Here is a 23,100-nt window from a genome sequence, read left to right on the forward strand (position 1 = left end):
CTTCACGCAAAGCGTGAAGAACCAAGCATTTGCTTGGTTACGACCTAAAAGCTAATAGCAACAATCTTTTGGAAAAGAGCGTAAATAAAGAATCTAAATCCCCTTCTTCTGAAGGGGATTTTTCAATGGGAGCATGAAAGGAATAGCACATTTTGGATTTAAAAGCATACGATAAAAACTAGGTAAGAGTCTATAGCTATTGTCTACCTTGTAAAAAAATGCGTTTCGAAAGTTCACTTTCCAGTATTAATTTTTCATCAAGGATTATTATGTTGGTGAAAGTGAACTTTTTCTACCTAGTTGATATCAGGAGGTCGGATAAAGTGAGTGTTAAGCATTTCTTTTTAGATGGAAATACAAGTAAGGGCTATGTTTCACTTGTGAAATATATCGTAAGCACGATGAACAAAGTCTATGTCGTTAAAGGTAGTTTAGGCAGTGAAAAAACCAAGCTTTTTAAAACAATTAGTGATTATTTTGAACAGCAGAATTTACTTGTCTATTTGTTGCACAATCCATCAGACGAAGACCAGTTAGATGGAATTGTCGTTCCAGAGAAGAGTATTGCTGTTGTTGACGGTTCAAAGCGGAATGGAATTGAAGCAAAATACAGTGGGTTTATCGAAGAGTCAATTAATCTTGATGAGATGATTGATAAAGTAAAGCTAGTCATAAATAAAAAATCAATTATTAGCAAGCGAAATGAAATCGAGCAACTTCATGAGGAAGCATATGCAAAATTCGCGAGAGGCAAGGAGATACATGAGAAGAAAGAGGAATTATATATTTCTGCTATGGATTTTGATAAAGCAAATAAAGTTACGGCGCAGCTAGCTGCTAGTCTGTTTCATAATGTAACAATAGCAAAAGAAAATCCAATAGTGGAGCAGTTATTCTTTGGTGCAGCAACACCAAATGGTGCGATTAATTTCATTGATAATATTACGAGTGATATTAGTAAACGATATATTATTAAGGGAAGATCAGGAAGCGGTAAGAGTACGGTCATGAGAAAAATCGGTAAATATGCTGAAAACGTAGGGTTATCAGTACAATATTTCCCGTGTGGTTTAGACCCAAATAGCTTAGATATGATTATTATACCTTCACTAAGCGTGGCGATTTTAGATGGTACTGCCCCTCATGTTATCGATCCTACAAGAGCAAGCGATGAGGTCATTGACATGTTTGAACTTTGTATGGATCAGTCAATAGATACAAAGTACGATGAGGAGTTTAAACAGTTACATGTAGCCTACAAGGCGGAAATGAAAGAAGGCACAAGACTTTTAGAAGAGGCGAAAAAAGTGAAAGATTCACTTGAGCAAATTTATCTAGAAGCCGTAGATACTGTTGAATTATATAACAAAATGAACGAGATTGTGGCGACTATTACAGCAAACTAACTTTTGGTGAAACTGATCTTCTGTCAGCAACAGGAAAAATGTGAAAGATTTAACTTCCTTTAACATAATTGTTTTGGAAACAATACAATTATGGAGGGGATTTCGATGAATTGGTTGATCATCATTATTATAGTCGTCCTCGTATACTTGACTGTTAAGAATAACTGGTTTTATGATCCTACATCGCCAGATCGCCCGAAAAAAACCAAAGCACAAAATTGGTTTTTAGCCAAATCTAAACGAAAAAACTAAGGGATTTCAGGGATATTCTCTGGGGAGAAAATTGTAAATTAGTTAAGGAGTGCGAATATATTCGTACTCCTTATTTTTGTGAGTTTTTTTCCACTCCAAGAAAATTGTAAATCACTTTCCCCGAAATGTGAATCTGTAACCTGTATTTGTGCTTTAGTTACGAAGATTGTGAAGCGGCTAGGATAAAAATCGTTTGCGCTTCTGCCTCAAATATTGAATGTACAATCTAAAATTTGTTTTTGATAAAGAATTTCACCTAAATTGTGACAATTTTTAAACTTTTTATACTATTTAATTTAAATTGTATGATTTTTGTGACAGTGGTCACTTTTTTAGTCGGTAAATAATGTAAAAATACATAATAGTATAAAAATATAATTAGTTAAGGGGAGATCTTATGCGGAAAATATGGTATCTTGTTGTTTTTATTTTTCTACTTTTAGGATGTTCAAACGATGTTGCAAAGAGTGATGAAAAATCTAATGGAAATGTTTATGAACCAATCGCAGGGCACAAAGACCTTCACCAACCTCCTGTACCAATTGAATATGAAAGAATTAGTGAAAATGAAGTAAATATTACAATGACAGCTCAGATAACAGATATAAATATTGAGAGACACATCACCTATAAAGCTTGGACATTTAATGGAGAGGCTCCTGGTCCTTTAGTGGTTGTAAATGAAGGAGATATCATTAATTTCACTTTAAAAAACCTCGACCCAATTATTCCGCATAGCATGGATTTTCACGCAGTCCATGCCTCCCCTAAGAGAGATTTTGCAGATGTCATGCCAAATGAAGAAGGTACTTTTAGATATCAAGCGAATTATCCCGGTGTTTTTATGTACCATTGTGGAACGCCATCGGTGTTAGCTCATATCGCCAACGGTATGCATGGAGTCATCCTTGTCATGCCGAAGGATGGCTACCCAACTGATCATGAAATTGACCGTGAATTTGTTCTCATTCAAAATGAGTGGTACAAATACAATGATCTCGATGATATGTTAAACGGTGTTCCAAGTCAGGTGGTATTCTCTGCTAAAGCGCTACGTGAAGGGGATATCAATACGAACGGTACCACTTATGATTTAAAAGATACTCCGCTAGAAGCAAAAGTGGGGGAGAAGATTAGAATGTACGTCAATAACGTTGGACCTAATGAGATAAGCTCCTTTCACGTAGTAGGAACAGTATTAGACGACGTCTATGTAGATGGTAACCCGTACAATCACTTTAAGGGATTACAGACAGTTATTTTACCGGCTAGTGGGGGAGCTGTGGTTGAGTTCACTGTAAAAGAGCCTGGAACATATCCTATCGTTACTCATCAATTTAATCATGCAGAAAAAGGGGCGGTAGCCTTATTAGTAGTATCTGAATAAGTAAAAATTCTTGAAGTAAGCTGTTGAGACAATTTTCATTTGCCTCAACGGCTTTTTTTCTTAAAATCTTAGCACGGCGTAGAGGATTAAGTATATGTCTTATTAATCTTATCAAAGTAAATTATTTCCTTTATAAATGATAAATGGTATAATGATACATGTTTTCAAGAAAGCTCTATTACATAGAAGATAGGTGTTGAAGGGATATGGATGCATTAGAGGTATTAATGAATGTTGATAAAATTGTCCCATATTTCCAACCGATTTTTAGTGCAACTAAGCAGAGTGTGATCGGTTATGAGGTTCTTGGTAGAATAAAGATTGATAATGAAGTTATTAGTTTAGGGAGCTTTTTTAATAATGATAGTATTCCTGATGAATATGTGATCGAGGTGGACGAACAACTTCAGTTGATGGCCTTTGAGTACTATTGTCGGGCGCAGCAAACTACTGATTTATTTATTAATTGTAATGCCAATATTCTAATGAATGATGAAGATTATACAGAGAAACTACTTAATCGTATTCAATCATTTGAAACTCGTGGTCTGAAGCTTGAGAATATTGTGCTAGAGATTAGGGAACACGATTACCATGGAGATCTATCACAACTAGGACATCTAATCATGTATTTGAAAAGCCTAGGTATTAGAATTGCCATCGATGATGTTGGAAAGGGTGGCAGCAATTTAGACAGAATTGCGCAACTTGAACCTGATATTATAAAGGTTGATTTAGATTTTATTAAAGGAGTTTCCATTTCTCAAGCACATCGAGATGTGTTATTTTCTTTATCAACATTTGCTAGGAAAATGGGCGCAACACTATTGTTTGAAGGGATTGGAGACTTAACGAAATTAAATGCTGCATGGAGGAATGGCGGTCGTTATTACCAAGGCTTTTATTTAGCGAGACCTGCTTCTGAGTTCGTCGTCGAAGATTGCTGTAAAGAAAAACTGAAATCAGAGTTCCAGCAGTTTATTAATCATGAGCGCACCAATCTAAATAATCAATACATATTTACTGATGAATTAAATAATCGTCTTGAACAAGTCGTCAAAAAAGACAAGAAATTGCCTTTAGAAGAGTTAATTAAGGGTGCAGCAACAAATCTTCAAGACGTTAGCTTTCGCCTTTATATTTGTGATCAGTATGGATTTCAACGCTCCTCAAATTATCTAAAAAGTACGAATGGATGGCAAAAGCAAGAAGATTATATAGGGAAAAATTGGAGTTGGCGACCATATTTTCTTGAGACAATTGTCAGAATGCAGTACGAAAAACGTGGTGTGTTATCTGATTTATACAGTGACATTGAAACGAATGAATTTATTCGGACATTTTCATATCCGATAAATGAAGAACTTTATTTATTTCTTGATATTCCTTACGCGTTCCTCTATGAAAAGAAAGGCTTGTTATAACTAACAGTCTGGACTCAGGCCTTCCTGAGTCTTCTTTTCGTTTAGAATAGGAACGTACAAAATTACAGATATGATCGGAGCACATGATGAATTCTACATTTAACTTGAAAGCACTTTTATTTTTTTATTTTTCGGCAATGACCATCATTGTTGGCTACTTACCAGTTTATTTTCAGGAAAATGGCTTGTCTGGTAGTCAAATTGGTGTTTTATTAGCGGTTGGCCCACTAGCTTCAATGATTTCTCAACCATTTTGGGGATTTATGACCGATAAATATAAGTCTTCGAAAAAGATTATTTTTATTTGCCTAATAGGAGCGTTAATTGGATCGTTGTTCATGTTTCTAAGCACGACTTATGTGTTATTAATTGTGGCTGTCTTTTTCTTTTTTGGGTTTATGTCACCTGTCGGGGGATTAGGTGATAGTCTCACTCAAAAAACAGCTAATCAATTATCAGTTTCTTTTGGTTCGATCCGCATGTGGGGTTCGCTTGGCTTTGCGATTATGTCACTACTTAGTGGTTTTTTGTTGGCAAAGATAGGAATTCAATATATTTATTTGCCTTTTCTATTTTTCACGATCATAAGTCTTATTCTAACGTTAAGGGTTACTGATGTTACATCGTCCAAGAAGCCGATTAATCTTAAAGAGGCAACGAAATTACTTGGAAATAAAAGATTTATGATCTTCTTAGTGATTATGATGTTTATTACGATTACTCATCGAACGAATGATAGCTTCCTAGGGATTTATATTGTTGAAAAAGGTGGTTCGGAGTCTTTTATTGGCTGGGCTTGGTTTATCGGGGTAGTTTCTGAAGCATTAGTCTTTGCTACAGCCACAATATGGTTTCGAAGATTTCATGCCTTGTCCTTTATTGTTCTTTCAGGTGTTTTCTTTGCGTTTCGTTGGATAGTTATGGGGTTCATTCAGGAGCCATTGCTTGTTTTACCATTACAAATGATGCATGGATTATCGTTTGGGATTTTTTATTTATGTGCGTTCCATTTTGTCACAAAATTAATTCCTGAAGAACTGCAATCAACGGGACACTTATTATTTTATTCATTCTTCTTTGGTTTGTCTGGTGTGATTGGTTCAAGTATCGGTGGATGGATCATTGATAAAGTAAATGTTGCCTATTTATATTCTGCTTTAGGGGTATTATCTATCATTGGCGTCATTTTCATGGTGATTTACCAAGTAGTCTATATGAAAATGGAAAAAGTGAATTCTGTTAGTAGTGTTTAAAGATGTCGTAAACTTTGTTGCTTTTAGGTCGCTTTTTGAAAAATAAACTTTTTGTCCCAATTGCTTATTTATTCTCAAACACTTAGAACCAAGCATTCGCTCGGGTAAGACCTATTTACAACAAACCGTTAATGATGTATTGCAAATAGGTTTTTTTGGGGAGCCAAGTGAATGCTTGGCTCTTTATGATTTTCACTTAGTTCTTCTCAAAAGATACCCAAAAGTAGTAGTGCTAAAAAACAAACAAAGAAACTGCTTAGTAAAAAAGAAATTAGACTATGTCGAAAGGGATTTCTATGTTTAAATATTCGACATAATCTTTTAAGTTTTTACAAAAATGCAAACAAATCCTACAAGATATGTTATATTAATTATATCTTAAGTAGATAGAAAAATGTGACAAAGGGGGTAGACATAGATTATGAATAATTTGCGTGGGAAAATTATCAGTGGGTTTTCGGTGATTTTGCTTTTGTTAGTTATAATGTCTGGGTACAGTCTTTATAACGTTCATCAAATAAATAGCAATGTCGAGCAAATCGTTGAAGATGATTTACAACGGCTAACATTAAGTAATGATCTTGCCTATAATATGGCGGAACGATTAGCCTTAGTGCGCGGTTATATTTTACTGGGAAAAGCAGAATATAAAGAGCGTTATCTTGAGTTGACCGAAGAAAGCTATCTACTAGAAGAGCAATTGCTAGCAATTCAAGAAGGTACATATATTTTAAATTTAGTAGAAAAAAGTCAGCTTTGGGATCGGTTAATTTCGGGAAGGATTTTTCCGATGTTTGAAGCCAACGGGCGAGAAACAGCCATTGTTAGTATCCAATATCAAGTAGATCCATTAGCTAACGAAGTAGTAGAAGGTTATCACGAACTTGCACTTGCTGGTCAAGCCCACATTGTTGAGCAAGGAAGCGGAATGGTCCAACAAGGTAATACAATCGTGTTATTTAACATAGTTGCGATCATCATTGGAATTATTTTATCTATTGGTGTAGCTTTATTTACAGCGAAAAAAATTGTGGAGCCAATCACAGCTGTTGTTCGTCTCGTTGAACAAGTGGCTAAAGGAGATCTAACGGGAAAAGCCATTGAAGTGAAATCGAATGATGAACTTGGGCGATTAACCGCTTCAACAAATGACATGGCGGATAGTCTGCGAAGTTTACTGACGAGAACTACTGAAACATCTAACCAAGTAGCTGCAGCTTCTGAACAGCTAACCGCAAGTTCAGAGCAAACTACAGTTGCTACAAATCAAATCGCCTCGACGATTCAAGATGTTGCCAATGGTGCAGAAGTGACTGTAATTGGAACGAAAGAAAGTGCTAGGGCAATGGAAGAAATGACTTCTGGTATTCAAAGAATTGCAGAGTCATCATCTGTTGTTGCAGAGAGTTCCTTAGATGCAACCCATGAAGCACAAGAAGGAAATAAGTCATTACAACGAGTGATTGAGCAAATGAATTTGATTAGTATTGCTGTTAAAGATGCCTCGACGACGATTGGTCGATTGGGTGAGCGATCTAATGAAATTGGAAGTATTACAGGAGTGATCACAACAATTGCTGATCAAACAAATTTATTAGCTTTGAATGCAGCGATCGAAGCTGCTCGTGCCGGCGACCATGGTAAGGGATTTGCTGTCGTTGCTGATGAAGTTCGTAAACTAGCTGAGGAATCACGCCGATCAGCAGCAAAAATCTCTTCTGTGATCCACGAAATTCAAGACGAGACAGCTTATGCTGTCAAAACGATGGACAATGGTACGAAGGAAGTTGAGGCAGGTATAACTGTTGTTGAAGAAACAGGGCTTGCATTCGAAAGAATTTTAGCGGCTATACAAAACGTTTCATCGCAAATTCAAGAGGTCTCAGCAACAGCTGAAGAAATGTCTGCAAGCTCAGAACAAGTTAGTGCATCTGTTGACGAGATGGCTAGTGTTGCGATTGAAACAGCAGAACATTTTCAATTAGTAGCCTCAGGGGCTGACCAACAATTATCTTCGATGGAGGAAATCCAAGCCTCTGCCAATAACTTAAGTCAGTTAGCTGCAGAGTTACATGAAGAAATTAAGAAGTTTAAATTATAAGTAGCAAAACACCTACATCTTAAGGGGAACCTTAGAATGTAGGTGTTTTTTTGGTCTCAAAAATACAAGATGAATTTTCTCGCGCAAAGTAGGAAAAAAGAAAATCACTTTTTCTAGGACGCTTGGGTTTTCTTAAAAGATAAGAATGTATAGAATTTCAACATAATAACTGTCTAGCTCCACCGCCCAGCCCCTCGAGGTCAAATAACCTTCGAGAATAAAAGTGAAAGAGCACACTTTTTTCTCGAAGAACATTTGCTTGTCGGGGCTAAAATGGGCGCTTGCGCTTTTCTTAATTTAATCTATTTTTCGCCCAACCGATTTTTTGACAAGTGTTTTAGAAAATAAATCATTACCAGTTCATGTATCGGAGCTTGTGTGGCTCGGTAGAACCACCAAGGTAAACGTGGTTGAAAATGTTCTAAGGCAATGATTGAGCACTTATTTCTCTTCATAAATGTAAAGGTTCCTTTTTGCTTTGGGGTTGCAAGTAAACCACCTGTAACTCCTAAGACCACTTTTTCAGGTGTCTGTTGTTGAAGTGTAAGGACCAATAAAGGTTTAGGAATGAAACGAATGAATAGTTGATATTGATGATTGATGAACGTTACTTTGATTAATTTTTTTGAGGCAGTACTTAGCCAATGAAAATACGTTTTTGTTAATTCAAGTGGTGGGAGTTGTTCCTTAACTACTTGAATGGAACAGTACATCTTTTGGGAATGACTAAGAGAAATCAGTCTATTGGACTTTACCCTAATTTTATAGGTGTCTTGTAAGTTTAATTCGAATTGTTTGAGCGGATGTGAGTGCAATGATTTCACCAACTTTTTGAAAAATTTAACTGAGTAAAAGGGCATGAAATAACTAACTCTAATCATAACACGTAAAATTAATTATAGTTTATGCAAATTAAGGAGTGACGTCATGAAAAGAGGCGTTTTATTAAGTATTGGCTTACTTGTTGTTATTTATATAAATGGCTGTGGGATAAATGGGCAAGGGGTCGATCCAGGCTTAGAAAATGATCCCGGGACTAGATTTCAAGCCCATGATCATCGTGAAGGGTTTGGACTTTGGAATCAACAAGGTGACCGCAAAAATCCTATTGCGAATATAGTTACGAGAGATGAACGACCAGGAAGAGGGATGAACGGGATCCTTGATCGGACTCCACCGGAAATGAATCAAAGAATTTCTAGATTTGATGCACAGCAGGGGATGTCGAATAAACCAAACGCATTTGCTATTGATGCACAATCAGAACGAAATATTGAAGAACAAATTACGTTGGAACTATTACAGCTAGATACTGTTCGTGATGCACAGGTGATTAGCCAGGGGAAACAACTGTTAATTGCTGTTGACTGTGAAACAAATGATACAGAAGGCTTAAAAAGTGAAATTGAAACATTCGTTACCAACAAATATCCAAATAAGAATATTGTTGTTGTAACTGATCGTCATGCGGTTGATCGGATTCGCTTATTAGATGACGGTTTTATAGACGACCAAACAGACGATCGAGATTTCATTGACAATACTACTGGTCCAATTGCAGGACAGAGCAGGTTAGAATAGGGCTGATATGATCAGTCCTTTTTCACGTTTACTTGCAATAAATATAAGAAAATTATGGCATTTATGGTATGATAAGTACAAGTGAAATTAAATTTGAGGTGATAAAATGAAAACATTTAAATTATGTTCTTTAGTTGTGTTATTAGATACTGAGATTGAACCTAACGAAATAGAATTAATTGATGGATTAATCATTAATAAAGAAGAAGCTCAAAAAAATTGGTTAATTGAAGCAGTCGTTGAACCTGAGCTTGAGAGTTATTTTAAGAAATTACACGAAACACAAGAAAAGTTTATGGTTGAAGCTACCATCACGAAAAGATCTAATGCCCCAGCAACCTTTGTGTCTACAGTGAAGAGTATCAATAAGATTACAAACAATGTGAGCGTGCTTTTAGATGGACTATTGGTTGTAAAGGAAGACGACTTTTCAGATATGATTTTAAGAAGTATTTTGGAGGAAGGCTTCGAAGGTGAAGAAATTCTAATAGAGTTTAAAAGAAGAAAGAAAGATCGAGGTAGAGCAATTCAAGGAGCTTTAAATAATGCTTTTGTAGAGGTGAAAGGAAAATTCTTTGACTAAGCGAATAGGAGACTGATTGTATGGTGGATAAAACAGCAATGAAGGTTAAAATTGTTGAATACGATACACGGTTAGCTGGGAAAGTCGCCGACATGTGGAACAACAGTCTAGAGGGGTGGGGTGGCGAACGAACGGTCATGACCGAAGAACACGTTCGGACTCAGGAAGAAAACTCGACGAATAAACATCTCTACATTGCTCTTGATGGTGATAAGGCGGTAGGCTATTGTGGCCTTTCGGAATATCGCGATGATGAGGGTGCTTTGTACATACCATTATTAAATGTAAGAGATGACTATCATGGTAAAAAAATTGGGAAAGCACTAGTTCTTCAAGCACTACAAAGGTCGATTGAATTAAAGTGGCCACGGCTTGATTTATATACGTGGGCTGGAAATACAAAAGCCGTACCACTTTATAAAAAATGTGGCTTTTTTTGGGAAGAACGTGATGACACGGTTCACTTAATGAACTTTATGCCCACGGTATTAAATACGGAGGCATTCCGCGAGTTTTTTCAAAAGGCTGATTGGTATGACTCTTCTTCAAGATTGATTGAAGTAAAGCCGGATGGGATCAAAGAAAATGGTTTTGACTTCTTTGAATATCGATGGCAGCATGAAAATCACTTCTTACGAGTTCAGTTTGAGAAAACAGGTCGAGGAATGAGATTGATTGAAACAGATGAATATTGTATTTATGCGACAATATCCAAACCTGCCCTAGTAGTAGGGCAATCATATGAGATTAACTATCGCGTAAAGAACAAAACTGAAAAGCCAATAGAAATTACATTGACCGGGCGGGATGATAAAAATATTCGGTTTTCTTTTCATGGGCATTTTTCGGTAACCAAAGAGCAGGAGGTAACCGCTCAATTTTTTGTAGATACTATTGATGAGGAACAAAATAATTTTCGGACCCATCCAGCAGTAACTACAAAAGTGACAATAAATGGTGAAAATATCGAAATGAAGCTCGGGATTGAACCGAAGCTCCCGGTAAAAATAAGTGCAAAGGTTCCAGCAAACCAATGTTTTTTACAGAAGCAAGCTAGCTTTTTTATTGAAATGGAAAATAACTTTGAGGAAGAGGTATGTGTTTCATTTCAGTTACCGAAAGCCTCATTTATTACTATGCAAACTACTTCTTTAAACATAACCATTGACCAAAAGGCAAGAAAACTAGTCGAAATACCTTATGTATTAGAGTCATTTGGATATTACAGTGAAAAAATTCTCGTCACTTGCAAACGATCAAACGGAGAAACGGTTACGTATGAGAAACAGCTCGGAATTGCTTTTCCTGGGATCGGTACTAGTTTCACAGGCGAATGTGAAGACTATTGGCATCTTTATTGTGGGCGTTATCATGTTGCCCTGCAAAAGTCAGGTAACGCAATTATTTGCGAAAAAGGAATGAAAAACGCTGGGCTTATCACCTTATCTTACCCTAAATTAGGAAAGCCTTTTTCTGAGGAGTTTGCAAAATTAAAACCAACCGTTAGTTTTCAGAAAGCGCATGGATTTTTACTGATGAAAGCATCTTTTCAATCTCAGGATTTCTCTGGGTTACTACTACATTCAGTCATTAAGTTGTACATGGATGGTCTTGTTGAACATTATTTTGAGATTGAAAATAATGTTAGTGGTGTTGAGTTTCCAAACCTAGCAATTTATGACCAAGTAGTCTATGAATTTAATAATTCTACTTTTTCATATCAAGGGAAAATTATGAAACTAAATGGTAAATACCCAGCTCGCTTTAGTCTATGGAATAGTCGACATGTAACTGAAAACTGGTTGTTCTCTAAGAACGCTAGTTGCTATGGGTTAAGTTGGCATCCAGACATGAAGCTCAATTTTGCTAATTGGTGTTTATATTTTGAACATCTGTTTGCTAGCAGGAATGGAGAAACACTTATATCTAGGTCAAAGTTTATTAATCTTGGTGTTTTTTCTAGCTGGCAAGAGCAACGAGCGTTTGCTTTGCAACAAGGATATGAGGATTCGGAAATAACGTATGACCATCTTGAATTAGTTAGCAATAATGGGAACCCGTTTACCGACCTGAATACGACTAACGTAAAAGTCGATAATCACAAACAGTCGTTTTTCGAGGGAACGGTAGGAGTAAAAAAATCCGCTACAGAAAAACTAGCTGAAAAGAAAGTCAACTATGAAGAAGAAATAGCGGTGCTACATTTTGAGAATATCCCTTTAGAAAAACAGAAAATCGAAATGATAGAAGCACATGGAGAATTGAATGGACAATATATAGACTTAAAAACCGTGGCGATCCAAAAGAGTTGTGTAGAGGTCATAAAAACAGTTACTGAAGTCACGGGAAATCAGCGTTTATATGTTGTAAACAATGGTCTTATTGAAGTAAGATGTCAGCCAAGCTTTTACCCGGGGATTTTTTCCTTAAAGTATGGAGAACATGAATGGCTAGATAGTTCTTATCCAACATTGGCGCCAAAGGCTTGGTGGAATCCTTGGAGTGGCGGAATTCGTACCTCTTTTGAGAAGTTTCGTCCTGATTCATTATTGAAGGAGGAACGCGATGCCCAATTTGTTGCGTTAACAGATCAACATCAAAATCGTTGGGAAGGAATTAAAATAACTGTTACTGTGCAAAAACATCAAGAATATAAAGGGTTTACTTACCATCAATATATTCTCTTACAACCTGGAACACCTGTTGTTTGCTATTTTGTTGAGATTGAACAACATACAAACCGGTATTTTCATTTTCGACAAATGTTTCATTCCTTATCATTGAATATTACCGATGGGAAAGTTTTGACAGTTACAAATGCTAAGGAAAAGCAAATGTTTACTGCTTCTAGTGAAGAGATTTATTTAGAAGGAGTGAAGCAAATTGCCTTCATGCCAAAAGGAAGCAAGAATCTATTGCAAATTGTACCGGAGTTAGACTTTGATGACATTGAACTGTATATGAATCAAACAGTTACGGATGTTTCGGTCATGAAAAAAATTCATCTAGCTAGTGGTACAACGTGGCGTTCAAAACCAACCTTCTTGTTGTTCCATTCAGAAGTGATTGATGATCAGGCATTAAAGAGCCTTAGAACTTTACGTTTTTAAGAAAGGGAGTTTCATTTGAAGATAATTGATGCACATATGCATTTTTCAAAAATTGAAAGCTTTCAAAAGACAGCAAAAGACCGTTCACATATTGATTACACCTACGAGGGGCTCCTACAAGAATATCGTGATGCCAATGTGGTGTTAGGGATTGGGATGGGTGTAACAGAACAACAATTGGGTGGTTTTCCCGATAGTTCAGCACCAACACCGATGGGATTGGATATGCTTAAGGATGAGCATACAAGAATTGTTTATTGTCCAGGTGTAAACCCATATTCTTTAGGAACAGCTGAACTATTGGCCTTAGAGGCTGAATTAACAAGTCAGCGTGTTGTAGGGATAAAGATTTACTTAGGATATTATCCATATTACGCGTACGATAAAATCTATGGGCCGGTTTATGAGCTTGCAGCAGCCTATAATGTCCCTGTTGTGTTTCACTGTGGCGATACTTATTCAGAGCGGGGCTTATTAAAATATTCGCATCCACTTACATTAGATGAGGTAGCAGTTCAAAATCGGAACGTGACATTTATGATGGCGCATTTCGGTGATCCATGGGTCTTAGATGGCGCAGAGGTTGTTTATAAAAATTCAAATATGTATGCAGATTTGTCAGGATTAATTGTCGGAGATAGACAAGAAGTTAAGCGTATATCCAATACTCCACACTTTTATGATCACTTACGACATGCGATTACCTTTTGTGACCACTATGAAAAACTATTGTTTGGGACAGATTGGCCTCTTGTGCAGGTTCAGCCATACATTGAGTTTATTAAGACATTTATCCCTGATCAGTACGTCGAGGACGTGTTTTATAACAATGCTCTTAAGGTTTTCCCGAAGCTTAAGTCTTTTTTAGAATAGCTAATGAGTGCGGCTGACCATGATCAGTCAGCCGCTTTTTACCAAGGTGTTACGAAAGTTTACTATTTGCTATGAAAAAATGACTAAGCTTTTCTTGAACTTTATTTCTTAAATGCATATTTAAAAAACGACTGGTCTTTACATAGCCACGGAAATAGCAATGAAATTCAGAAAAGGTACCATCATTTGGACCAAATTCGATTTTTATGCTTTGTTTATGTAGCTGTTTTTTTATTTCAAATAGCTCTTTACTAATAGATCCAATCGAAGAATGAATTAATTGTAAGTAAGGTTCTTTTAGTTTGAAAAATGATTTTTCGACATTGATTAAATCGTTTTGCAAAACTTTGCGAGCAAGTGTTAAAATAATGAAAGCCTCGAAAAGGCGTTCTTCTTGTTGAGATAAACAATTCATCTGTAAAAGCTCCTTTCCGTAAAAGAACTTATGTTCGTATTTATTTTACCTGATGAATTTTTTTTTTGCAAGAGGTCTACGGGGGAAATTGATTACTGACCTGTGCAGTAACCAATAATATAGTCAAAAAGGAGGAATTTACATAATGCGTTTGGTTCATTATGGTTTTGTCACGTTGTTACTAATTTTATTCATTACGGGGTGTGGTCAAGGGACGACTGAGGAAAATACCGGAGAGGTTAACGAGCCTGTCACTGAAGTGGACGAGCCTGCACCGGCAGCAGAAGAGATTACCCCAGTTGACTATCCTCAATTTAATACGGATGTTCAACCAACTGAAAGAGTAGTTAAGATGGTTACGAGCAAGGGAGAAATCACGATTCGTCTTTATCCTGAATACGCACCACTTGCGGTAGAAAATTTCTTAACTCATAGTGAAAATGGTTACTATGATGGTGTCTTGTTTCATCGGGTAATTAATGATTTTATGATCCAATCTGGAGATCCTAATGGAACTGGAATGGGTGGTGAAAGCATCTATGGAGAACCTTTTGCGGATGAGTTCTCTCCAAGTCTCGCTCATTTTAGAGGTGCTTTATCAATGGCCAATCCTGGGCGACCAAACACGAACGGTAGTCAATTTTTCATTGTGCAAACAGACGATTTTAACCGCAGTATTATTGGGCAAATAGAACAACAAAATGGGATTAAGTTTCCAGAAGAAACGATTGAACTGTATGAGCAACATGGAGGAACTCCATATCTAGATTATCGTCATACAGTTTTTGGACATGTAGTAGAGGGAATGGATGTCGTGGACGAGATCGCTAGAACTCCAGTTGGTACTAATGATCGTCCACTCGAAGATATTATCATCGAGAGAATTGAGATTTTGAATTAATAGAGAAAAGTTCACGGAATAGTTGAGCAGAAAAAGTAAATAACATTTGTTTTGGTATACGAATTGCACGCGAATTCGTATACCTCTTTTTATTGGGGGCTGTAAAATGAAAAAAATTGTAATTATTGGTTCGGGTGGCTCTGGAAAATCGACATTAGCAAGAAAATTAGGCGAAAAATTAAAAAGAAACGTGTATCATCTTGATGCCTTATTTTGGAAACCTAATTGGGTGGGGGTTCCGAAAGATGAACAAAGAAAAGTTCAAAATGAGTTAATTAAAGAAGAAGAGTGGATTATTGATGGTAATTATGGTGGGACAATGGAGATTAGACTAAATGCTGCTGATACGATCATTTTTTTAGATCTTCCGAGAACATTATGCGTCTTTCGTGCAAGTAAAAGAATGATTCAATATCGAAATAGAACAAGACCGGATATGGGAGAGGGATGCGAAGAAAAGTTTGACTTAGAATTTTAAGATGGATATGGGAATATCCAAAAAAGAAAAAACCTCAGATTTTAGACCAACTTCAACAATTTTCTAAAGATAAACAAGTTATTATATTGAAGTCACCAAAAGATGTAACACACTTTTTAGAAAAGTTTTAAGAAGAAATAGACTAAGCTAAGTGACTCTACTCCAATGAGCCTCAAATCATTCCATATTTTACATAATAGCATTTTAAAATGTAACAAATAATGGGACTAGATATCTTGTTCATATTAAAACTAGCATACAAAACGCAGATCTGTACGTTTTGTATGCTAGTTAACTATTATGCATTGAATTCTCAACTAATAAAAACGGAAACAATTATTTTTATGTTCCAAAGAGCGCGTTGGAACACGAAAATACAATTAAATGTAGAATTCATGTTCCAAGACGTCAAGCTCCATTTTTATTATTCTTTTATTCCAAAGATAACCGTGGAGTACGGTGGTAAAGTAATTGTGTCACTTGTCACTGTGGAATCCTCGTGAGAAGTGAAAATAAGTTCTCCCATAGGGGCTTCTATCACTATGTTAATTTCATCTTTTGACAAGTTATGAATGACCGTTAGTTCCTCGCCATTGTACTCCCGCTTAAAAGCTAGGCTTCCTTGTTCACGTATTGATGTTTCTGCAAGATTACCGAATAGTAACGCAGGTTGAGAACGTCGAAGATAAATCATTGTTTTATAGTGCTGTAATAATGAATTCGGATCAGCTAGTTGTGCTTCTACAGAAGGAGCGTCAACACCTGTATCGTACTTCGGCTCGATCCAACTTGTTTGGCCAGCGTTCGCCCCCTCATACCAGAGCATTGGCTCGCGGATATGCTCGTCTGGTTTTGCACCTTGCATTCCGATTTCCTCGCCGTAATAGATAAATGGGCTTCCGGGTAAAGTTAGTAACAGTGCTGCAGCCATTTTTGCTTGCTCTTTATTCCCTCGTAGTTCACTCATTACTCGATTGATATCATGATTCGTGATAAAAGTAGAGTCAACGAAATCTTTTGAATATCTTTCAAACGTATCGAGGGTCCGAATTAATTTAGGTACGACAGAGCCACCCCGTTCTGATCTAACAGCCTTTAAAATATCCTCGGCCAAATCGAAATTAAACGTAGAATGTAGTCCGTCTTCTAAATATGGACCTGCTACTTGAGGGAGATCCCAAACTTCACCAACTAGGAAGACATCTTCTTTTACCTCTTCCATTGCAGAGCGGAATTCTTGCCACCAGACAATGTTTTGAGGTTTATCTTTCGGAAAAATATGCTTAGCTGCATCTAAACGGAAACCGTCGACACCAACGTCTTCTAGCCAAAATTTGCCGATGTTAATCATTTCTTGGCGAACTTCTTCATTATAAAAATTGAAGTCGGGCATCCCGCCCCAGAAAACGCTGAAATAGTTATTTGGTGCCTCGCCGTGCCAGAACAGTTGTCCCCATTCGCCGCGCTCTCTTAAATTAGTTGTTTCATCTGCCCAAATGTACCAATCTCGATAACGACTTTCTTTAGAAGAAATAGCATCTTGGAAGAAAGGGTGCATTGTACTAGAGTGATTAACAACCAAATCAATGATCACTTTAATATCACGTTCATGTGCTTCAGCTAAAAATAATTTAAAATCCTCTATCGTTCCGTAGTCTGGATGGATATCATAATAATCAGTTACATCATAGCCATGATAAGAAGGAGAGGGGTGAATAGGCATTAACCAAATTCCTTCCACTCCAAGTTCCTGTAAATAATCAAGCTTTTTAGTCATACCATTAATATCACCGATTCCATCCCCCGTCGAATCGTAAAAGGCGCGAACAAAAATTTCATAGAAAACAGTATTAGGAAAGCTAGAAATGAGTTCATTATGGTCAATGGTTTCAACCACAGCAACATCATTTGGTTGCTGTTCAGTTTCAGGGGTGGTACATCCTGTTACAAAAACCAATAAAACGATAATGGTAAGTAACATGTGCCTTTTTAAATTTGAAAAATACATATAAAAACCTCCAATATGTGCAAACGTTTACTTAATAACAATCTAAATTTTATCAGAGAAATTGTATAGAGTAAACAATAAAGCGAAACCGATTGCACAAATTGAGAGTAGTTAAAAAAAGGAATGCTTTTATCTACTCGTGCTAGATTTACATGAATGAAGGTAAAGACCAAGGATTCATCATTACCTTCGCGGTACATGGATGAAGGATCGAAAAAGGACAACGATTGAACTTCACCATAGTTTTGAGGGGAAATAAAAGACCGCTGTTCCCCGTTTAGTTGTATCGATTAACTCAATGACCAAATCTCACATCTAGTTAAAATACTAAGTTATTATTTTGTTTCTAAAGTGACCTCACCAACACCTTGCGAAATGAATATTTTAATCACTTGATCTGAGTCTACAGTCGTTTTGTAGCGACCATCTTCCTTAACAAAACCATCTGCAGAGACACTACCAATTCCTTTACTTACATCAACAATGACTGCTTGATTTTCAGAAAAAATGAGTTTAGTACTGCCGACACCACTACTTACATTTACAGTGAAATCGGTACTAATTACCTCTGATAGATCAATAACGGTTTCACCGACACCTGCCTGAACAGATAGTTCTGTGAGTTGGAGGTTGCTGAATTTCAGATGACTTTCACCAACACCGAGATTTAAATCAAATGAAAGTGGAATTTGATCTGTAAATGCAAGTTCCCACTCATTTTTCACCGTACCTGTAAAATTAGATTTTTTAGGTTTAAGTTGTAATGTTGCTTTTTCATTCTTCGCACGATAATTGAGTTTAGGAACGAGACTCTCATCACTGTATGTGAATTGACCATGGACGAATGCGTCAGAACTACCGATAAACTTTAATTCACCAACACCAAAGTGAAGCTCAATCGCTCCTTCTTTTAAACTTTCATCGAATTCAATAGATTCGGTGACTGTTTCTGTTGGCCCGGAGACGAGATAGGAGAAGCTACAGCCTGCAAGGAACAATAAACAAGTGCCAAGAAAAAAAATCCATTTTTTCATAACATTTCCTCCTTAATTATTATGTCTAAATTTTACCATTAAAAGGGGATAATGAAGCTAGGACGAAAAATAATTATTTTTATCATAATGCTGTCTATTAAAAAGGTTAGTAATGACAAGATATACCATGGTCTCGGGGGATCTTTCTTACATTCAAAGTTTTTAAATTTGGCTGTTTTCGCAATATTTGTTGCTTTCGTAAAAATCCCAAAATCCGGATTTTTACACATAAATACTAAGATTTCACTACTTAATTTAGTAAGTAGTGCTCTTTTGTTACTTAATTTATTAAGTGATATATTCATCTAAGGAATATTCCAATTATTTAGGTGAAAAGCAACAATGTTTTAGAAAAGAGCCTTAAATTTTTGATTATTGAATTGTCCATCCAGCCACACTGTTTACGAAAAACCCTAACCTATCTAAAAACAGTTGACTTAGAATGTGTGTCAGTGTATTATTCTATTAGTACAGTAGTTCTTTAATACTTATGTATATTTTGAGGGGGGATCATAATGACAACGCCCGTAGTTTCCATAAAAAATCTGTCTAAAGTGATAAAAGGTAAAAAAATTATTGATAATCTTAGCTTTGAAATTTACCCGGGTGAAGTGTTTGGATTTCTTGGCCCGAATGGAGCAGGGAAGACAACGACGATTCGGATGATCGTCGGCTTAATTTCGATGACAGAAGGAGAAGTCATAATAAAGGGGAAAGACGTAGCCAAAAATTTCGAGGAGGCTATTTCAGAAGTAGGAGCGATTGTTGAAAATCCGGAAATGTATAAATTTTTAACAGGGTATCAAAACCTAATTCACTATGCTCGGATGGTACATGGAGTTTCAGAGGAGAGAATCAATCAGGTTGTTAAACTAGTCGGTTTGACTGAAAGGATTCATGAGAAGGTAAAAACATATTCATTGGGAATGAGGCAGCGGTTAGGGTTAGCTCAAGCTCTATTACATTCTCCGTCCGTATTAATTTTGGATGAACCGACAAATGGTTTAGACCCTGCTGGAATTCGTGAAATTCGTGACTATTTACGTAGGTTAGCTAGAGAAGAAGGGCTAGCAGTAATTGTGTCTAGTCATCTGTTATCGGAAATGGAATTAATGTGTGATCGTATTGGGATCATTCAAAAAGGAAAATTGATTGGTGTGCAAGCTGTAAATGAATTTATTAATGGCCAAAAAGAACTAATGATACGGTTTTTGGTGGATCATGTTGTGTTAGCATCTGACTTGTTAAAAGAACAATTTTCAGAACTTTCGTTTCAAATAAACGCAGATTTTATTGAAATTAATTTAGAAAAGGACCAGATCCCACTTGTTAATAAAGCATTGGTTATGAATGGTGTAAATGTCTTTGGAATTAGCCAAACGGCAAAATCATTAGAGGATAAATTTTTGGAAGTAACAGGAGGGGAACAGATTGTTTAATTTGATGAGGCTAATTCAAAATGAAACATGAAAATATACTATCGGCCTGGTACTTGGGTTATGTTTGTCATCCTCATTACGTTATTACTAATTATAGGACTTTTTACAAAGTTTATTTAGATGATCCAGGTCCTGGGGGTTGGCAAGAAGGTGTCATTGCCAAAAATGCTCAATATCAAATGATCATTGCTGAGGGTGGAATGCCTGGAATGGCGCTCGAGCACTATCAACGTGAAATTATTTTAAATGAATATCGTCTAGAACATGATATTCCTCCAGTTGAAACAAAAAGTTTCTGGGGATTCATGACATCAAGTGTTAATTTAATAAGCATTGTTACGATGTTTACAATTATTGTGGCTGCCGGAATTGTTGCTGGTGAATTTACTTGGGGAACTATTAAGCTACTCTTAATTCGACCAGCATCTAGATCAAAAATCTTACTATCCAAATATTTAGCAACCTTTGTTTTTGCCATTTTGATGTTACTTGGCTTATTTATCTTTTCAATTGGAATCGGTGCCTTATTGTTTGGAGCTTCAACTCTTACACAACCGCACCTGTTTTTTGAGGCAGGAACAGTTGTCGAACGGAACATGTTTAGCCATATCCTAATGCTTTATAGCTTAAGTAGTGTTGAATTATTAATGATGGTGACTTTTGCGTTTATGATTTCAACGATTTTCCGAAGCAGTTCATTAGCGATTGGTTTAGCTTTGTTTTTAATGTTTACTGGAAGTCAGCTAGTTCATGTCCTAAGTCAATATGAATGGGTAAAATATATTTTGTTTGCGAATACGTACCTTGTTCAATATATCGAAGGAACCCCAATTGTAGAAGGAATGACAATGACATTCTCATTGGTGATGTTGGCGATCTATTTCATTATATTTAATCTGTTATCTTGGGTGATTTTCCAAAAACGCGATGTTGCAGCATAAGGGGGAAGGGTTATGAGTGTATCCTTTGATAATTCAAAACCAATATATTTGCAGCTAATGGACTATTTTTTTCAACAAATCTGTAACGGTTCGCTAATTCCAGGCCAAAAATTACCCTCAGTTCGAGAAACAGCTGTTGATGTCGGTGTTAACCCGAATACTGTTCAAAGGACATACGCTGAGATGGAACGAAAAGGGATTGTCGAGGCAAGGAGAGGTCAGGGGTCATTTGTAACTGATAATGAAGTCGTGATAAAGCAGTTGCGGTCTGAAATCTCTGAACAATATATAACGACTTTTATTACCTATATGTTAAACAATGGCTTTTCTGAGGCGGAAATTATTGAGCAAGTGAAAGTGGCATTAAAAAAGTCGAATGGTTGAGGTGAAAATTATGGATCCGATAGTTAGATTTCATCAAGTGTCAAAAAGATTTGGATTAACGTTAGCTCTAAAAGATGTTAGTTTTGAAGTTCCAACTGGTGGAATTATTGGCTTGGTTGGGCCTAATGGTAGTGGGAAGTCAACATTGTTAAAATTGATTGCGGGTTTATTGAAAAGATCATCTGGTGAGATTGAGGTAGCGAGAATAAATGTTACTAGGTTAATAGCAAATAAGGTCGCCTTCCTTGCTGAGGTTGACTCCTTGTATGATTTTTATACTGTAGATGAGACGATCCGTTTCTCTGCAAGTGTTTTCCCGGACTTTGACGTTCAAAAAGCTCATACAATCATTCAGGCTCTCGAAGTTGATCGCACGAAAAAAGTAGGAACATTATCAAAAGGAAACCGTGCCAGAGTAAAGATTGCAATTGCACTCTCACGAAAAGTACCTTTATTAATTATGGATGAACCGTTATCAGGGTTAGACCCATTAGTTAGAGAAGATATTATCAAATTAATTGCCAAGTTTGTTGAAATGGAAGAGCAAACTCTTATTATCTCAACACATGAAGTGACTGAAATTGAACCTTTACTAGATCATGTAATAGTAGTTAAAAATGGTGAAATTTTATTGTCGGAAAATGTAGAGGAGCTTCGAGAAGTAAGGGGGCAAAGTGTGTTAGATATTATGAAGGAGGTTCTAAAATGAGTTGGCTAGCGCTTTATATGAAAGAGCTCCGTTTAACAAGAACTAGTTTTCTAATTAACATGATGTCTTTAGTGGTGGTCGGTGGTTTGTTATTCTATCTGATTGAACGGCACAGCCCCTTTTTCGTCACCTTAACCGTGCTACTAATCGTCGCGCACTTTTTTTACATGTTTTTTGCAATGCTTTCATCGTTACGGCAAGAGTGGAAACAAAAAACGACGGTATTTTGGTTAAACATCCCTGTTCGTGGCTGGCAGCTTTTATCAGCTAAGTTTGCTGCGGCAATGACGCAATTATTTATTTCTTTAGTGACAACGTTTTTGATTACTTATTTTCTTCTTAAAAATAGTTCTGAATATTTTCCAGACCCAATGGTGTCAAATTTCTTAATTAGACAAATGGAAGCATATTGGTGGGTATTATTTTTAGGTATTTTCATTGCCTCGCTTCAATCGGGGGTGGTGGCCACATTTATTTATATGATGGCAAAATCAGTACGGAAATTTGGATGGTTGTTAGGAATTGCGATTAGTATGGTAGGTAGTTGGCTTTGGGTTCGATTTCAAGATACAGCGATATATCGAGGAGTCACCGAATGGGGAGTTATTATGCGAGAAACAGAGTTTATGGAGTCTTTAGAAATCTTTTTGACTCTGGAGAAGACCCAACGGTTCATATGGGAGTAGCAAATGATGCGATCCTTTATATGGGTACGTCTGTTGTTGATCTCCTAATGGTTGCTGCGGTTTATTGATTTCTGCATGGCTATTAGATCATAAAGTTGAAGCATAAAAAAGTTAGTTTAACCACCTAGACTAATT

At 36.5% G+C, this 23,100-nt stretch carries 20 protein-coding genes and 1 pseudogene; 17 read left to right on the top strand and 4 right to left on the bottom strand.

Annotation, left to right across the window (positions count from 1 at the left end):
* The first annotated feature begins 323 nt into the window (after positions 1 to 323).
* From H1D32_RS09405 to H1D32_RS09430, 6 genes are all read left to right on the top strand, one after another.
* On the top strand, positions 324 to 1,406 hold the full coding sequence (locus H1D32_RS09405) for a hypothetical protein (RefSeq protein ID WP_261178030.1): 1,083 nt from the start codon (positions 324 to 326) through the stop codon (positions 1,404 to 1,406).
* A gap of 105 nt (positions 1,407 to 1,511) precedes the next feature.
* Positions 1,512 to 1,658 (top strand): hypothetical protein, encoded by a 147-nt coding sequence (locus H1D32_RS09410; protein ID WP_261178031.1) that lies wholly within the window; start codon positions 1,512 to 1,514, stop codon positions 1,656 to 1,658.
* A gap of 397 nt (positions 1,659 to 2,055) precedes the next feature.
* On the top strand, positions 2,056 to 3,045 hold the full coding sequence (locus tag H1D32_RS09415; protein WP_261178032.1) for a multicopper oxidase domain-containing protein: 990 nt from the start codon (positions 2,056 to 2,058) through the stop codon (positions 3,043 to 3,045).
* Positions 3,046 to 3,251: 206 nt separating this feature from the next.
* Positions 3,252 to 4,469, top strand: a complete 1,218-nt coding sequence (locus H1D32_RS09420; RefSeq protein ID WP_261178033.1) for an EAL domain-containing protein — start codon at positions 3,252 to 3,254, stop codon at positions 4,467 to 4,469.
* 83 nt (positions 4,470 to 4,552) lie between these two features.
* Complete coding sequence (locus H1D32_RS09425) at positions 4,553 to 5,722, top strand: MFS transporter (protein ID WP_261178034.1); 1,170 nt, start codon at positions 4,553 to 4,555, stop codon at positions 5,720 to 5,722.
* Between the two features lie 421 nt (positions 5,723 to 6,143).
* Positions 6,144 to 7,823 (top strand): methyl-accepting chemotaxis protein, encoded by a 1,680-nt coding sequence (locus H1D32_RS09430; RefSeq protein ID WP_261178035.1) that lies wholly within the window; start codon positions 6,144 to 6,146, stop codon positions 7,821 to 7,823.
* Between the two features lie 302 nt (positions 7,824 to 8,125).
* Here the strand turns inward: H1D32_RS09430 and H1D32_RS09435 are convergent, their stop codons facing one another.
* Positions 8,126 to 8,536 (bottom strand): hypothetical protein, encoded by a 411-nt coding sequence (locus H1D32_RS09435; protein ID WP_261178036.1) that lies wholly within the window; start codon positions 8,534 to 8,536, stop codon positions 8,126 to 8,128.
* 214 nt (positions 8,537 to 8,750) lie between these two features.
* On the opposite strand from H1D32_RS09435, the gene H1D32_RS09440 reads away from it, so the two are divergent.
* From H1D32_RS09440 to H1D32_RS09455, 4 genes are all read left to right on the top strand, one after another.
* Positions 8,751 to 9,404, top strand: coding sequence for a YhcN/YlaJ family sporulation lipoprotein (locus tag H1D32_RS09440; protein WP_261178037.1), 654 nt, complete (start codon positions 8,751 to 8,753; stop codon positions 9,402 to 9,404).
* A gap of 106 nt (positions 9,405 to 9,510) precedes the next feature.
* Positions 9,511 to 9,987 carry a YwpF-like family protein gene (locus H1D32_RS09445; RefSeq protein WP_261178038.1) on the top strand — a complete coding sequence of 159 codons (477 nt, stop codon included), beginning with the start codon at positions 9,511 to 9,513 and terminating at the stop codon, positions 9,985 to 9,987.
* A 20-nt stretch (positions 9,988 to 10,007) separates the two neighbouring features.
* A complete protein-coding gene (locus tag H1D32_RS09450; protein ID WP_261178039.1) occupies positions 10,008 to 13,097 on the top strand; it encodes a GNAT family N-acetyltransferase in 3,090 nt (1,029 codons plus the stop codon).
* Positions 13,098 to 13,112: 15 nt separating this feature from the next.
* Positions 13,113 to 13,970, top strand: coding sequence for an amidohydrolase family protein (locus H1D32_RS09455; protein ID WP_261178040.1), 858 nt, complete (start codon positions 13,113 to 13,115; stop codon positions 13,968 to 13,970).
* 49 nt (positions 13,971 to 14,019) lie between these two features.
* Here H1D32_RS09455 and H1D32_RS09460 read toward each other — a convergent pair whose 3' ends face one another.
* Positions 14,020 to 14,385, bottom strand: coding sequence for a YhjD family protein (locus tag H1D32_RS09460; RefSeq protein WP_261178041.1), 366 nt, complete (start codon positions 14,383 to 14,385; stop codon positions 14,020 to 14,022).
* Between the two features lie 145 nt (positions 14,386 to 14,530).
* On the opposite strand from H1D32_RS09460, the gene H1D32_RS09465 reads away from it, so the two are divergent.
* Entirely contained in the window at positions 14,531 to 15,286 is a 756-nt protein-coding gene (locus tag H1D32_RS09465) for a peptidylprolyl isomerase (protein ID WP_314733388.1), read from the top strand.
* A 106-nt stretch (positions 15,287 to 15,392) separates the two neighbouring features.
* Positions 15,393 to 15,895, top strand: a pseudogene (locus H1D32_RS09470) (DNA topology modulation protein).
* A 293-nt stretch (positions 15,896 to 16,188) separates the two neighbouring features.
* Here the strand turns inward: H1D32_RS09470 and H1D32_RS09475 are convergent.
* Positions 16,189 to 17,772 carry an alpha-amylase family glycosyl hydrolase gene (locus H1D32_RS09475; protein ID WP_261178042.1) on the bottom strand — a complete coding sequence of 528 codons (1,584 nt, stop codon included), beginning with the start codon at positions 17,770 to 17,772 and terminating at the stop codon, positions 16,189 to 16,191.
* A gap of 335 nt (positions 17,773 to 18,107) precedes the next feature.
* Entirely contained in the window at positions 18,108 to 18,806 is a 699-nt protein-coding gene (locus tag H1D32_RS09480) for a toast rack family protein (protein WP_261178043.1), read from the bottom strand.
* A gap of 515 nt (positions 18,807 to 19,321) precedes the next feature.
* Between H1D32_RS09480 and H1D32_RS09485 the strand changes: the two genes are divergently transcribed.
* Genes H1D32_RS09485 through H1D32_RS09505 form a run of 5 tightly spaced genes read left to right on the top strand, consistent with a single transcriptional unit; the run spans position 19,322 to position 22,965 of the window.
* A complete protein-coding gene (locus H1D32_RS09485) occupies positions 19,322 to 20,245 on the top strand; it encodes an ABC transporter ATP-binding protein (protein ID WP_261178044.1) in 924 nt (307 codons plus the stop codon).
* 20 nt (positions 20,246 to 20,265) lie between these two features.
* A complete protein-coding gene (locus H1D32_RS09490) occupies positions 20,266 to 21,186 on the top strand; it encodes an ABC transporter permease (RefSeq protein ID WP_261178045.1) in 921 nt (306 codons plus the stop codon).
* Between the two features lie 12 nt (positions 21,187 to 21,198).
* Positions 21,199 to 21,570, top strand: coding sequence for a GntR family transcriptional regulator (locus H1D32_RS09495; RefSeq protein ID WP_261178046.1), 372 nt, complete (start codon positions 21,199 to 21,201; stop codon positions 21,568 to 21,570).
* Positions 21,571 to 21,580: 10 nt separating this feature from the next.
* The gene (locus tag H1D32_RS09500) at positions 21,581 to 22,279 is read left to right on the top strand and encodes an ABC transporter ATP-binding protein (protein ID WP_261178047.1); all 699 of its coding nucleotides are present in this window, start codon (positions 21,581 to 21,583) and stop codon (positions 22,277 to 22,279) included.
* Positions 22,276 to 22,965: a hypothetical protein gene (locus H1D32_RS09505; RefSeq protein WP_261178049.1), complete on the top strand. Its 690-nt coding sequence runs from the start codon at positions 22,276 to 22,278 to the stop codon at positions 22,963 to 22,965. Before H1D32_RS09500 ends, H1D32_RS09505 begins: the two co-directional genes overlap by 4 nt.
* Positions 22,966 to 23,100: the final 135 nt, after the last annotated feature.

The organism is Anaerobacillus sp. CMMVII, from assembly GCF_025377685.1.
Taxonomy (GTDB): Bacteria; Bacillota; Bacilli; order Bacillales; family Anaerobacillaceae; genus Anaerobacillus.